The sequence below is a fragment of the Homoserinibacter gongjuensis genome, from assembly GCF_030161875.1.
GTDB classification, from domain to species: Bacteria; Actinomycetota; Actinomycetes; order Actinomycetales; family Microbacteriaceae; genus Homoserinibacter; species Homoserinibacter gongjuensis.
Genome location: NZ_BSVA01000001.1, coordinates 1,949,255 through 1,962,641, shown reverse-complemented (window position 1 = coordinate 1,962,641; position 13,387 = coordinate 1,949,255). Strand labels below are relative to the sequence as shown.

At 68.6% G+C, this 13,387-nt stretch carries 12 protein-coding genes, 1 pseudogene and 1 riboswitch; of the genes and pseudogenes, 2 read left to right on the top strand and 11 right to left on the bottom strand.

Annotation, left to right across the window (positions count from 1 at the left end; translation table 11 throughout):
- Positions 1–120: 120 nt before the first annotated feature.
- The 4 genes and pseudogenes from QQK29_RS10625 to QQK29_RS10610 all read right to left on the bottom strand — a co-directional run bounded on the left by QQK29_RS10625 (position 121) and on the right by QQK29_RS10610 (position 5,491).
- A pseudogene (locus QQK29_RS10625) lies at positions 121–1,841 on the bottom strand (dipeptide ABC transporter ATP-binding protein).
- Complete coding sequence (locus QQK29_RS10620; RefSeq protein ID WP_284300142.1) at positions 1,838–2,848, bottom strand: ABC transporter permease; 1,011 nt, start codon at positions 2,846–2,848, stop codon at positions 1,838–1,840. Before QQK29_RS10620 ends, QQK29_RS10625 begins: the two are co-directional and overlap by 4 nt.
- Entirely contained in the window at positions 2,838–3,767 is a 930-nt protein-coding gene (locus QQK29_RS10615) for an ABC transporter permease (RefSeq protein ID WP_284300140.1), read from the bottom strand. The genes QQK29_RS10620 and QQK29_RS10615 overlap by 11 nt, the downstream gene beginning before the upstream one ends.
- Before the next feature lie 92 nt (positions 3,768–3,859).
- The gene (locus QQK29_RS10610; protein WP_284300138.1) at positions 3,860–5,491 is read right to left on the bottom strand and encodes a peptide ABC transporter substrate-binding protein; all 1,632 of its coding nucleotides are present in this window, start codon (positions 5,489–5,491) and stop codon (positions 3,860–3,862) included.
- 607 nt (positions 5,492–6,098) lie between these two features.
- Here QQK29_RS10610 and QQK29_RS18680 point away from each other — a divergent pair.
- Positions 6,099–6,536, top strand: a complete 438-nt coding sequence (locus QQK29_RS18680; RefSeq protein ID WP_431308683.1) for a CPBP family intramembrane glutamic endopeptidase — start codon at positions 6,099–6,101, stop codon at positions 6,534–6,536.
- Positions 6,537–6,934: 398 nt separating this feature from the next.
- Here the strand turns inward: QQK29_RS18680 and QQK29_RS18675 are convergent, their stop codons facing one another.
- The 5 genes from QQK29_RS18675 to QQK29_RS10585 all read right to left on the bottom strand — a co-directional run bounded on the left by QQK29_RS18675 (position 6,935) and on the right by QQK29_RS10585 (position 12,173).
- Positions 6,935–7,435, bottom strand: coding sequence for a hypothetical protein (locus QQK29_RS18675; protein WP_431308792.1), 501 nt, complete (start codon positions 7,433–7,435; stop codon positions 6,935–6,937).
- Positions 7,336–9,753 (bottom strand): aminomethyl-transferring glycine dehydrogenase, encoded by a 2,418-nt coding sequence (gene gcvP, locus QQK29_RS10600; RefSeq protein WP_431308682.1) that lies wholly within the window; start codon positions 9,751–9,753, stop codon positions 7,336–7,338. The genes QQK29_RS18675 and gcvP overlap by 100 nt, the downstream gene beginning before the upstream one ends.
- Positions 9,750–10,103 (bottom strand): glycine cleavage system protein GcvH, encoded by a 354-nt coding sequence (gene gcvH / locus QQK29_RS10595; RefSeq protein WP_284301951.1) that lies wholly within the window; start codon positions 10,101–10,103, stop codon positions 9,750–9,752. The genes gcvP and gcvH overlap by 4 nt, the downstream gene beginning before the upstream one ends.
- A 19-nt stretch (positions 10,104–10,122) precedes the next feature.
- On the bottom strand, positions 10,123–11,271 hold the full coding sequence (gene gcvT, locus QQK29_RS10590) for a glycine cleavage system aminomethyltransferase GcvT (protein ID WP_431308681.1): 1,149 nt from the start codon (positions 11,269–11,271) through the stop codon (positions 10,123–10,125).
- A 160-nt stretch (positions 11,272–11,431) separates the two neighbouring features.
- Positions 11,432–11,524: riboswitch (glycine riboswitch) on the bottom strand.
- 46 nt (positions 11,525–11,570) lie between these two features.
- The gene (locus QQK29_RS10585) at positions 11,571–12,173 is read right to left on the bottom strand and encodes a hypothetical protein (RefSeq protein ID WP_284300136.1); all 603 of its coding nucleotides are present in this window, start codon (positions 12,171–12,173) and stop codon (positions 11,571–11,573) included.
- 76 nt (positions 12,174–12,249) lie between these two features.
- On the opposite strand from QQK29_RS10585, the gene QQK29_RS10580 reads away from it, so the two are divergent.
- Positions 12,250–12,609: a DUF7882 family protein gene (locus QQK29_RS10580; RefSeq protein ID WP_284300134.1), complete on the top strand. Its 360-nt coding sequence runs from the start codon at positions 12,250–12,252 to the stop codon at positions 12,607–12,609.
- 26 nt (positions 12,610–12,635) lie between these two features.
- Here the strand turns inward: QQK29_RS10580 and QQK29_RS10575 are convergent, their stop codons facing one another.
- Together QQK29_RS10575 and QQK29_RS10570 are read right to left on the bottom strand one after the other, a co-directional pair.
- Complete coding sequence (locus tag QQK29_RS10575; protein WP_284300132.1) at positions 12,636–12,932, bottom strand: hypothetical protein; 297 nt, start codon at positions 12,930–12,932, stop codon at positions 12,636–12,638.
- 82 nt (positions 12,933–13,014) lie between these two features.
- The gene (locus QQK29_RS10570; RefSeq protein ID WP_284300130.1) at positions 13,015–13,350 is read right to left on the bottom strand and encodes a DUF7882 family protein; all 336 of its coding nucleotides are present in this window, start codon (positions 13,348–13,350) and stop codon (positions 13,015–13,017) included.
- Positions 13,351–13,387 lie beyond the last annotated feature (37 nt).

Here is a 13,387-nt window from a genome sequence, read left to right as displayed (position 1 = left end):
TGGCGGCGACGAGCGCGAGCAGACGGGGGTTCTCACCCTGTCCACCCTAAGCGCGGTCGCAGGTTCCGAGAGGCGTATCGCCGCGCGATGCGCTCCCCACCCGGCTCGGTGTCGACCGGTTCACACCCCGAGCGGGATGTCGGCCCCGGGGATCGCGGCGAGCAGCTCACGCGTGTACTCGGTCTTCGGGTTGTCGAAGACCTCGTCGACCGTCGATTGCTCCACCACTTTGCCCCGCTGCATCACCGTCACATGGTCGGCGATCACGCGCACGACCGCGAGGTCGTGCGTGATGAACAGGTAGGTGAGGTCGAGCTCCGACTGCAGCTCGGCCAGCAGGTTGAGCACCTGCGCCTGCACGAGCACGTCGAGGGCCGAGACGGCCTCGTCGAGCACGACGATCTCGGGCTTGAGCGCGAGAGCGCGAGCGATCGCGACACGCTGGCGCTGACCACCGGAGAGCTCGTTCGGGTACCGCGTCAGCACCGTCTCCGGCAGAGCCACCTGCTCGAGCACCTCACGCACGCGCGCCTTACGCGACGCGGCGTCGCCCAGCTTGTGCACGTTGAGCGGCTCGGCGATCGTGTTGCCGATGTTGTGCAGCGGGTCGAGCGATCCGTACGGGTCCTGGAACACGGGCTGCATCTTGCTGCGCAGGCGCATGAGCTCCTGCTTGCCGAGCTTGGCCACGTCCTTGCCGTCGACGTGGATCGACCCCGAGGTGATGTCCTCCAGCCGCAGCAAGAGCTTCGCGGCCGTCGACTTGCCCGACCCCGACTCCCCCACGAGCGCCATCGTCGAGCCCTTGGGCACCTGGAACGAGACGTTGTCGACCGCGGTGAACGGGATCGACCGCGGCCCACCCGTGCGGATCTTGAAGACCTTCGTGACGTCGCGGAACTCGATCACGGGCGTGGATGCGTCTCCCGCCGATTCGACCGTGCGCTCGGCGACCGAGACGAGGTCGACCGACGCGTCGGCGCCCTTCGTCTCCTCCGCGTCGAGGCTCGTGCCGCGCGAGACGGCCGACTGGATGCGCTGAGAGGCGAGGCTCGGAGCCGCCGCCACGAGACGCTGCGTGTAGGGATGCTGCGGATCCTGCAGGATCTCGCGCGCGGGCCCCGACTCGACGATGCGCCCGCGGTGCATCACCACGAGGTTCTCGGCACGCTCCGCGGCGAGGCCGAGGTCGTGCGTGATGAAGATGACCGCCGTGTTGCTCTCGGTCGTGAGGCTCTCGAGGTGGTCGAGGATGACCTTCTGCACCGTCACGTCGAGCGCGCTCGTCGGCTCGTCGGCGATCAGGAGCTTCGGATGCGACGACAGGCCGATGCTGATGAGCACGCGCTGGCGCATACCCCCGAGAACTCGTGGGGGAACTGCCGCAGCCGCTGATCGGCATCCGCGAGCCCCGCATCCTTGAGCACCTGGATGGCGCGCTTGCGCACCTCGCGGCGCGAGGTCGCGAGCCCGTTGGCCCGGATGGTCTCCTCCACCTGGAACCCGATGCGGTGCACGGGGTTGAGCGAGTTCATCGGGTCCTGGGGAACGAGACCGATCTCGCGCCCGCGCAGGGACTCCATCTCGTGGCGCTTGAACTGCGTCAGGTCGCGACCCTCGAACAGCACCTTGCCACCCGTGATGCGTCCGCTGCCGGGGAGCAGGTTGATGATCGCGTGCGCGGTCGTCGACTTGCCCGACCCCGATTCGCCCACGATCGCGACCGTCTCGCCCGGGTACACGTCGAAGCTCACGCCGCGCACGGCCGGCACGACGCCGTCCTGCGTCTTGAACGCGACCTCGAGGTTCTCGATCTTGAGCAGGGGTTCCAGTGCGCTCATCGGGTAGCCCTCGCCTTCGGGTCGAGCGCGTCGCGCACCGTCTCGCCGAGCATGATGAAGGCGAGCACCGTCAGCGACAGCGCGATCGAGGGGTAGATGAGCGTCTGCGGCGCGGTGCGCAGGCTCGTCTGGGCGGCCGAGATGTCATTGCCCCACGACATGAAGATGTTGTTGGGCAGGCCGACCCCGAGGAACGAGAGCGTCGCTTCGGCCGTGATGGCGCCGGCGAGACCCACCGTCGAGATGATGATGACGGGTGCGATCGAGTTCGGCATGACGTGCGTGAACATCGTGCGGAACTTCGAGAGACCGATCGCCTCGGATGCGGTCACGAAGTCCAGCTGTTTCACGCGCAGCACCTCGGATCTCAGGATGCGCGCCGTCGATGGCCAGGCGAAGAACCCGATCGCGAGCGAGATGATCCAGATGTTCCGGTCGTGCAAGAACATCGACATGATCACGACCGCCGCGAGGATGTAGGGGATCGCGAAGAAGATGTCGCCGATGCGCATCAGGAACGAGTCGAGCCAGCCGCCGAAGTAGCCGGCGAAGGCGCCGAGCACGATGCCCATGATCGCCACGAGCACCGTGACGATGATGCCGACCGAGAGCGACGTGCCGGTTCCGTGCACGATGCGCGAGAACACGTCGCAGCCCTGCTTGGTGAAGCCGAGCGGGTGCCCGGGCAGCGGCCCGTGGTTCGAGATGCGGGTTCCCACCGGCACGCCGAACTCCTCGGCTTGCGCCTGGGTCTGCACGCTCAGGATGCAGTTGTCGTTCGGCGGCACCGAGGTGAACACGCCCGGGAAGATCGCCACGAACACGATGAAGAGGATGATCACCGCCGAGATCCAGAACATCCAGCGGCTCCGCAGGTCACGCCACGCGTCGAGCCAGAGGTTCGACTTGCGGTCGCTCACGCGCACCGCGTCGACGGCGCCGAGGCCGCCCTCGTCGACCTCGGCGACGAAGCGCGGCGCTCTGCGGACAGGATTCTTACTTGACATAGCGGATCCTCGGGTCGAGCACTCCGTAGAGGAGGTCGATGGCGATGTTCACGAGCACGTAGACGATCACGAGGATCGTCACGATCGAGACGATCTCGGGGGTGTCGTGTCGGTTGATGGCTTTGAACAGCTCGTTGCCGACACCTGGCACGTTGAAGATGCCCTCGGTGACCGTCGCCCCGACGATCAGGATGCCGAAGTCGGCGGCGATGTTCGTGGTGACGGGGATCATCGAGTTGCGCAGGATGTGCACGGGGATCACGCGCCCTCGCGTAAGGCCCTTGCCGTACGCCATGCGCACGAAGTCGTTCTGGCTGGTCTCGATCACCGACGCGCGCGTGAGGCGCAGCACGTAGGCGAGGTTGAGGCCCGCGAGCACGATGGCAGGGAGTAAGAGATCACTCCATGGAGCGCCTGGCCCCACTGTCGGTCGGGCCCAGCCGAGCTGGATGCCGAACAGCCACTGCGCCACGAAGGCGAAGACGAAGACGGGCATCGAGATGATGAGCAGCGTGATGACGAGCGACGCGTTGTCGAAGACGCCGCCCTTGCGCAGGCCGGCGATGAGCCCCGCCAGCACACCGATGCCGAGCTGGATGACGACGGCGAGCAGCGCGAGACGCAGCGTCGTCGGGAAGGTGCGGGCGAGGATCTCGTTGACCGACTGGCCCGCGTAGGTCGTGCCGAGGTTGCCCTGCAGCACGTCGCCGAGATAGAGGAAGTAGCGCGACAGGAAGGGCTGGTCGAGGTGGAACTTCGCCTCGAGTGCCGCGATCTGCTCGGGCGACGGGGTGCGGTCGCCGAACATGCGCAGCACCGGGTTGCCCGGCATCGCGAACACCATCGAGAAGATGATGAACGTCGACCCGAAGAACACCGGGATGCCCTGCAGCAGGCGCCGGATGATGTACCAGATCATAGGGTTTACAGCGTTTCAGAGATTCGGGGTGAACGCACCCCGTGGGGCGGCGCCGAGACGCCGCCCCACGGTGCGTTGAACGGAACGAGTCCTTATTCGGACTTGGTCACGTTGTAGAGGATCGGCCAGCTGTCCCAGCCGTACTCCACGTTGTCGACCAGCGAGGAGTACCCGGCGGTAACCGAGCCGTACCACAGCGGGATCGCGGGCAGGTCCTCGAAGAGCTGACCCTGAGCCTCATTGAAGAGCTCCGACTGCTCCTCCTGGGTGGGGGCGGCGAGGCCCTCACGGAACAGCTTGTCGAAGTTGGCGTTCGAGTAATCGGCGTCGTTCGAGCCGGCACCCGTCACGTAGAGCGCACCCAGGATGTTGGCCTGCGACGGGAAGTCGAACTGCCATCCGGTACGGAACGCGGCCTTGATCGTACGGTCGTTGACCTCGGTGCGCAGCCCCGCGAAGTCGGGGTACGGGAGGCCGACGGCGTCGATGCCGAGAGCGTTCTTGATCGAGTTGACGGTCGCGTCGACCCACTCCTGGTGGCCGCCATCCGCGTTGTAGGCGAGCTGGAAGGTGCCCGACCAGGGGTTGATCGTGTCAGCCTGAGCCCAGAGCTCCTTGGCCTTGTCGACGTCGTACTCCATGACGTCGGAGCCCTCGATGCCCTCGGGGTCGAAGCCCGCGATGACCGGCGAGGTGAAGTCCTCGGCGGGCTGGCGGGTGCCCTGGAAGATCACGTCGGTGATCTCGGCGCGGTTGATGGCGTGCGAGATCGCGGCGCGACGCAGCTTGCCCTCGTCGTCGTTACCGAAGTGCTCGAGGTTGTAGTTCATGGTGAACGACTGGAACACGGCCGAACCCTGCTCGACGGCACGGTCGCCCAGGTCGTCCTTGTAGGTCTCGAGCGCGCTCGTCGGAACGGTGTCGATGACATCGACGTTGTCCGAGAGGAGGTCGGCGTACGCGGCGTCCTGCGTGGCGTAGACGATGAAGTTGAGTCCACCGTTCTGAGCCTTGCGCGGGCCGGTGTAGCTCTCGTTCGGCACGAGGTTCAGGCTCTCGCCGTGCACCCATCCGTCTTCGCTGAGCTTGTAGGGGCCGTTGCCGACGGGGGCGTCACCGAACGCGTCCGGGTCGTCGAAGAACGACTCGGGCAGCGGGAAGAACACCGTGTAGCCGAGGGCCACCGGGAAGTCCGCGCGCGGCTGGGCGAGCTTGACGGTGAAGGTGGTGTCGTCGACGACGTCGAGCGCCAGGGTGTCCTCGCCACCGTCGTAGGTGCCGCCCTCGAACGCGATCGCGTCGATGAACCACCACTGGTTCAGGAGGTCGGGGTTCGACGCGGCCCACTGCCAGGCCTTCACGAACGAGTCGGCCGTGACCGGCGTGCCGTCCGAGAACGTCTGGTCAGCCTTGAGCTTGATCGTCCAGTTGATGTAGTCGTCGGACTCGATCGACTCTGCGGCGTCGTAGTCCCACGAGCCGTCGGCCTTGTAATAGACCAGACCGGCGAACATGTTGTTGAGAACCTGACCGCCGTTGACTTCGTTGGTGTTGGCTGGGATCAGCGGGTTCTCCGGCTCGCCCCAGGCGACGTTGACGACGCCGGTCGATGCCGATCCTCCTCCGTTGTTGTTGCCGCCGTTGTCCGACGAGCAACCGGAGAGGACAAGCGCGGCGGCGACTGCGATGCCCCCGGCTGCTGCTGCGATGCGAGTGATTCGCACGGTTCCTCCTGTACACAATGTGACGCCATGCGGGCGTGCGCGCGCATGGCGGTGATGCGTGCAACCTTAAGTCTCGATGTCGCGACCGCCAAACCGGATCGCGGAATCGTTACATGGAGGAAACCGCGACGCGGGATTTTTGCGCGATACCTCCACATGCGCAGGATTTCTCATCGCGGTGCCGGAATGGTGCGATCCGCACTCCCGTGGCATCCGGCATCCGGAGCCTCGCGCCCGGTTAGCATCGACGCATGCCCGCGCCGGAGGAGCCGATCACGACGTCGACGCCCTCGCAAGGCCGCATCTGGTGGGAGATCGCGGTCGTGCTGAGCCTCGGGCTCGGGCAGTCGGCGGTGTACGCGATCGTCGCCCTGGTCGCGCGCCTCACGAGAGGCACCGCCCTCGGCGATCAGAGCGCCGTGCTCAACCCCTCGCTGAGCGAACGCGAGGTGTTCGACCTCGTCTACCAGCTGCTCGGCAACGCCTTCGCGCTCGCGCCCGTGCTGCTCGTGTGCTTCCTGCTGTGGTCGTCGCGGCCGCCGCACCTGCACCGGCTGGGGCTCGGCGGCGGTCGCGTCGGTCGCGACGTGGCCTGGGGGTCGGTCTCGTGGCCGCCATCGGCATCCCCGGGCTCGGGCTCTACGCGCTCGGCCGCGCGCTCGGGCTGTTCGTGGCCATCCGGCCCGACGGCCTCGGCGACTACTGGTGGACCATCCCCGTGCTGCTGCTCTCGGCGGCGCGGGCCTCGGTGCAGGAGGAGTTCGTCGTGCTCGGCTACCTCTTCGCCCGGCTCAAGCAGTTGGGCTGGGGCATCTGGCCGATCATCGTGGCCACCTCGGTGCTGCGCGCGAGCTACCACCTGTATCAGGGCCCGGGCGCCTTCATCGGCAACCTGCTCATGGGCTTGCTGTTCGGATGGCTCTACGCGCGCACCGGACGGCTGCTGCCGTTCCTCGTGGCCCACTTCGTGCTCGATGCCGTGGTGTTCGTCGGCTATCCGCTCGCCGCCGGCTGGTGGCCGGGGCTGTTCGGCCTCCCCGGTTAGGGGGACTCCCGAGCCCTTTCGCAGCGGGCGTAGAATCTCTCGCATGTCTCAGCCCGACCCGGGGGAGTCGGCGACCGCGACGCAGAGCCAGGAGCCTGCAGACGGGCCCGCCCTGCCCCCTCCCCCGCCGGAGCCCCCCGCTTCGAACTGCCCCCTCCCGGCGACGGGGCCAAGCGCTTCGACCTGCCCCCGCCCCCGGCTGAGCGGCCAGAGGTGGCTGAGGAGCGGCCCGCTTCGATCTGCCGCCGCCCGGCCGAGCCACCAGAGCTGGCTGAGGAGCGGCGCAGCCGCGTCTCGAAGCCTCGACCCGACGAACACTCGCGACGGCGGTTTCGAGACGCGCCGCGCTCCGCACGACGCTCCTCAACCACCTGTGTTGCGCGAAGCGTCGAGAGGGCCTACGCGAACGCCTCCACCGGTGGGCAGGCACACACGAGGTTCCGGTCGCCGTAGGCCTGGTCGATGCGCCGCACGGGCGGCCAGTACTTGCCCCCGTGCACGAGCGAGCGCACGGGGTAGACCGCGGTCTCGCGATCGTAGGCGTGCGTCCACTCCCCCGCGATGACCGACTCGGCCGTATGGGGCGCCCCGACGAGCGGGTTGTCGTCCCGGGGCCAGGTTCCGGCCCCCACCGCATCCGCTTCGGCCTTGATCGCGATCATCGCCTCGATGAAGCGCTCGATCTCGGCGAGGTCCTCGGATTCGGTCGGCTCGACCATGAGGGTGCCGGCGACGGGGAACGACATGGTCGGGGCGTGGAACCCGTAGTCGATGAGCCGCTTCGCGACGTCGTCGACGGTCACCCCGGCCGCCTCGCGCAACGGCCGCAGGTCGAGGATGCACTCGTGCGCGACGAGGCCGTTCTCGCCCGCGTAGAGCACCGGGTAGTGCTCGCGCAGACGCTCGGCGACGTAGTTCGCGGCGAGCACCGCGGCTCCCGTCGCGCGGCGTAGCCCTCGGCGCCCATCATGCGCACGTAGGCCCACGAGATGGGCAGGATGCTGGGGCTGCCGTACTCGGCCGAGGAGACGGGGTTCGCACCGGGCGTCACGCCGGGCAGGTACGGCGCGAGGTGCGCCTTCGCCGCCACCGGGCCCACGCCGGGACCGCCCCCGCCGTGCGGGATGCAGAAGGTCTTGTGCAGGTTGAGGTGCGAGACGTCTCCCCCGAAGTCGCCGAAGCGCGCGTAGCCGAGCAGTGCGTTGAGGTTGGCGCCGTCGACGTAGACCTGCCCGCCGGCCGCGTGCACGGCATCCGTGACCGCCCGGATCTCGTGCTCGTACACCCCGTGCGTCGACGGATAGGTCACCATGAGCGCGGCGAGCTCGTCGGCGTGCTGCGTCACCTTGGACCGCAGGTCGTCGAGGTCGACGTTGCCGAGTTCGTCGCACGCGACGACCACGACCCGCATACCGGCGAGCACAGCGGACGCCGCGTTGGTGCCGTGGGCACTCGACGGGATGAGGCACACCGTGCGGTGCTCGCCCCCGTTCGCCCGGTGGTAGCCGCGGATGGCGAGCAGGCCCGCGAGTTCGCCCTGGCTTCCGGCGTTGGGCTGGAGCGACACCTCGTCGTACCCGGTGACGTCGGCGAGCCAGCCGGAGAGCTGACCGACGAGCTCGAGGTAGCCCTCGGTGTCGGCACGCGGGGCGAGCGGGTGGATGTCGGCGAACTCCGGCCAGCTCACGGCCGCCATCTCGGTAGCGGCATTGAGTTTCATGGTGCACGAGCCGAGCGGGATCATGCCCCGATCGAGGGCGTAGTCCTTGTCGGCGAGGTACTTCAGATAGCGCATCATGCCGGTCTCGGAGTGGTGCGTGGTGAACACCGGGTGTGTCAGATATGCCGTCTGCCGCATGTGATCGGGTCCGATGGATCGCCCCACCGGCTTGAAACCGAGCTCTGCGGGAGCCTCGTCGCCGAGCACGGCACGCAGCACGACGAGGGCATCGGATGCGGTCGTCGTCTCGTCCGTCGAGAACTGCATGTGGTCCTCGTCGACCTGCCAGAGCAGCACCCCCTCGGCGTTCGCTGCGGCGACGACCTCGGAGGCGCGTGCGGGCACCGCGATCCGCACGGTGTCGAAGAACTCGTCGTGCACGAGCTGGGCGCCGCCCGCGCGCAACGCATCGGCGATGAGGTTCGCCATACGGTTGGTGCGGTGGGCGATCGCCCGGATGCCGCTCGGTCCGTGGTAGACCGCGTACATCGAGGCCATCACCGCGAGCAGCACCTGCGCCGTGCAGATGTTGCTCGTGGCCTTCTCACGCCGGATGTGCTGCTCGCGGGTCTGCAGCGAGAGGCGGTAGGCGGGGTACCCGGAGGCGTCCTGCGAGACGCCCACGAGGCGTCCGGGAAGCTGCCGCTCGAGCCCCGCACGCACCGCCATGTAGCCGGCGTGCGGGCCACCGAAGCCGAGCGGGACCCCGAAGCGCTGGGTGGTGCCGACCGCGACATCCGCTCCGAGCTCGCCGGGCGAGGTGATGAGGGCGAGGGCGAGCAGGTCGGCGGCCACGACGGCGAGACCGCCGGCCGCCTGCACGCGCGCGATCGCATCCGCGGGGTTCCACACCCGGCCGGAGGCGCCGGGATATTGGATGGCCGCACCGAATGCCGCGGGCAGCTCTCCCTGGAAGTCGGTGTCGACGAGCTCGATGCCGACCGCCTCGGCGCGATGCGCGAGCAGCGCCCGGGTGCGCGGCAGCAGGTCGGTGTCGACGAGGAACACGCGCGAATCGGCGCCGGATGCGCGACGCGCCAGCAGCATCCCTTCGACGACGGCGGTTCCCTCGTCGAGCATCGACGCGTTCGCCGTCGCGAGGCCCGTGAGGTCGGTCACCATCGTCTGGAAGTTGATGAGCGCCTCGAGCCGACCCTGCGAGATCTCCGGCTGGTAGGGGGTGTAGGCCGTGTACCAGCTCGGGTTCTCGAACACGTTGCGCTGGATCACCGCAGGGGTGTGGGTGCCGTAGTAGCCGAGCCCGATCATCGGGCGCGCGACGCGATTGCGGACAGCGAGCGCACGCAGCTCGGCGAGCGCCTCGGTCTCCGATGCCGCGGGCGGCAGCGTCGTCGACACCTCGGGCGAGACCCGGATGCCGGACGGGATCGCGGCATCCATGAGCGCGTCGATACTCGTATAGCCGAGCACCTCGAGCATGGCCTTCTGGGCAGCGGAATCCGTGCCGATATGGCGATCGGCGAAGAGGCGCGTCATTCCGCGATCAGCGCCGCGTACGCGTCGGCGGTGAGCAGCTCGGGAAGCTCCGTGAAGCGCACCGCGATCATCCATCCGGCTCCGAACGGGTCGGAGTTCACGAGCGAGGGGTCGTCGACCACCGCCTGGTTGGCTTCGACCACCTCGCCGTCGAGCGGGGCGTAGAGCTCGCCGACCGACTTGGTCGACTCGATCTCCCCGACGACGCGACCCGAGGCCACCGAGGAGCCCACGGCGGGCAACTCGACGAACACGACATCGCCGAGCTTCTCGGCGGCGTATGAGGTGATGCCGATGCGGGCGACGTCGCCGTCGACGGCGACCCACTCGTGTTCGGCGGTGTACTTCAGAGCGGGTCGAGCTCGGGCATCAGTTCTTCTTTCTCGAGTAGAACGGCAGGGTCACGACGGAGGCGGGAATGCGTGTTCCCCGCACGTCGATGAAGACGGTGGTGCCGACCTCGTGGAGGTCGGGGTGCACGAGCGCCATGGCGATCGGATGGCCGAGGGTCGGCGAGAGCACGCCGCTCGTGACGACGCCTGCCGGCTCGGCGGCATCCTCGGATGCGAAGACCGCGTAGTCGGCACGTCCGGCCCGGCGGCCCTCGGCGGCGAGCCCCACGAGCACCGGTGCGTCGGCGTCAGGCCCCGCGGTGACCGCCGCCTCACCCACGAATCCGCCCGGCTTGCCGAGCACGGGCAGTCGCCCGAGCCCCACCTGCTGGGGCAGGGTCGATCGGGAGAGCTCGTGCCCGTAGAGCGGCATGCCGGCCTCGAGACGCAGCGTGTCGCGCGCCGCGAGGCCGCACGGCACGAGTCCGGCGCCGGCACCGGTCTCCGCGAGCGCCTCCCAGAGCGCCGGCGCGGCATCCGGATCGAGGTAGAACTCGAAGCCGTCCTCGCCCGTGTAGCCCGTGCGGGCCACGAGCACCTCGTGGCCGCGGAAGTCGCCCGTGACGGCGCGGTAGTAGCGCAGTCCGTCGAGCTCGGGGATGTCGAAGCCCTCGACGCCCCGCAGGATCTCCTCGGAGCGCGGCCCCTGCAGGGCGATGAGGGCGATGTCGTCGGACTCGTCGTCCACGACGCAGTCGAAACCGGCGGCCCGTTCACGCAGTGCCGCGACGGCGTCCGCTCGGTTGCCGGCGTTCGCCACCACGAGGAAGCGGTCGGCGCCCGTGCGATACACGACGAGGTCGTCGATGATGCCGCCATCCTCCGCCAGCAGGAGGCTGTACTTGGCCTGGCCCTCCTCGACCGCCGAGATGCGGCCGGCGAGGGCGTAGTCGAGTGCGGCGGGGGCCTCGCCGCCGAGCACGAGGATCTCGGCCATGTGGCTCAGATCGAAGAGCCCCGCGGCTTCGCGCACCGCGTGGTGCTCGGCCAGGTCGGAGCTGTAGCGCACCGGCATCTGCCAGCCCGCGAAGTCGGTGAAGCTCGCCCCCGCCGCGCGGTGCACGGCGTCGAGCGGGAACGGCGTTCGCCGTTCGAAGCATCGGTCATGGTCGAGTTCTCCGATCACTGCTGTCGGTGGAACTCCCCTCTGTCATCGGTGCCTGAGAGATTCGCGACTCCTGGTCGCTTTCACCGTGGGCGGCCTCGGCTGGGGCCCGATGATCTCGGTACGCCGCCTGCGGCGGCACACGATCAGCGGGGGTGTGCTGAAGCGCTTTCCAGAGCGGCCTGTCGATGCGGTACACGTACCTGAGAGATTGGCGGGGAGGCTTGCTCCTTCGGTGCCGGCGGCGTGGCCCCGGCTCTCCCGCATCGCATGCGGCCCGATGTTCGATTGTGGGGCCAGCCTAGCGGATGCCGCCCGGCTCAGTCGGTGAGATCCGCGGCGTAGAGGAGGGCCGAGGCGAGAACGCCGAGCAGCACGACCGCCCACAGCCCGATGCCGGTGAAGGCGACGGCGTTGAGGTGCGGCCTGGTGCGCCCGCGTACGCCATAGGCGCTGAAGATCGCGCCGAGCGCCCAGGGGATCCCGAGCGTGAACGCGCCAGCGATGTCGTTCATGTAGCGGCCCCGGCCGTCGGCGAGCAGCGTGTCCCACAGGCCCTGCGAGGTCACCGCCCAGGCCACGAGAGCCAGGGCCGAGAAGCCGAGCCCCAGCCAGGGGAAGACGCGCGACGGGCGTGCGGGTCGCATCCGCACCGAGACCCCGAAGCCGATCGCGCACGCGATGAACACCGCGACGAGGTCGATCGTGATGCCCGCGTTCATGATCCATTCGACGGGGGCGTTGGCCGGGAACCCGGCACCGCCGATCACGTTGAGCGCGATGCCGACGGCGGCGAGGCCTGCCGCGACGGCGTGCCCCCATGGGCTGAGGGTCGCCGTGCGGAACGGGTCGACCGGCATCGGCTGCGAGGCGGATGCGGGGAGAACCGGCCGAGGCGTGGCGGGAGGGGCGGCATCGCTCATGAGGGAGGTTATCGAACCTCCGCGCGTATCGTACGATCGGCAGCAGCGGCGCACGGGCGCCGGGAGGGGAACGTACGTGGGATCGCTCATCTACGGCACCTCGGGGATCGAGATCTCGTTCGACGACCGGGTGCTGGCACACCTTGAACTCGTGATCAACGCCAAGCTGCGACGCCGTGAGTCGTTCATGCTCAGCTGGCGCGACTCGCCCGCGGTCGGCGACGGGCGCAGCTCGATCTGGCTCGACACCGCGATCCCGCTGTACTTCCGCTACTCGGGCAGCCGCATCCCGCTCATCGATAAGGAGTGGCTCGAGGAGCTCGTCATGGAGGCCAGCTCCACCCGTGGGCTCGTGCTCGCCGACGATCCGGTGACCGATCAGCCGGTGAAGTCACGCGACAACTCGGTGAAGCGCAAGGACCACCCCGCGCGCTGAGATCCCACGCGGGGGCGCACGCCGCGTCAGCCGTGGAACTCGTAGCCGATGCTGTCGAGCCGGTCGGCCTTGTGCCGGAGCACGTCGATCGCGTGCGCTTCGCCGTCGAGAGGCACGTCCGGGCGCTCGGCCGTCGTCACGAGCAAGGGCGTGAGCGCGGTGACGAGAAAGCGCGCGGTCACCGGGCGGCCCTGCTGGAGCGCCGGGATCGTCACCGGCTCGGGCGGTCGATTGAGCGGCAGCGTCACGACATAGTCGAGGAGCGCCTCGGCCACAGCATCGGTCGTGACGAGTTCGGATCCGCCGTAGGTCAGTGTTCTCATCGTCTCCCCGGTCTATATGCTCCGCTCGGGTATCGGATGCCGCGAACCCGTTCCGTTTCGCGGCAAGACGTGCTAGCGCACGCTAGACCGTGTCGATCGCCGAAGCGACCGCCGTGGGTCCGGTCTCGATGTGCTCGGCCGTCAGCTGGATGCCGCCCGTCGTGTTCGCGGAACGCAGGATCTCCTCGATCCACTCCCGGTGCAGCGGGGGTGCTTCGGGCTCACCGAACTCGAAACGCAGCGGAATCGACTCGTGCATCCAGATGGTCGTTCGACCGATGGGCTGATCCTCGGCATGCGTCCACGAGAGGGTGAAGCTCTCGCCGCGGCGCAGCTTGGTCACCACGGCGACCTTGAGATGCGCCAGGGTGCGATCGTCCATCTCGATCGCCTGGTCGGCGTAGAAGAGGGTGCCCATTGGCTCATGCTAGCGCCCGGCTCTTCCCCGCACCGGC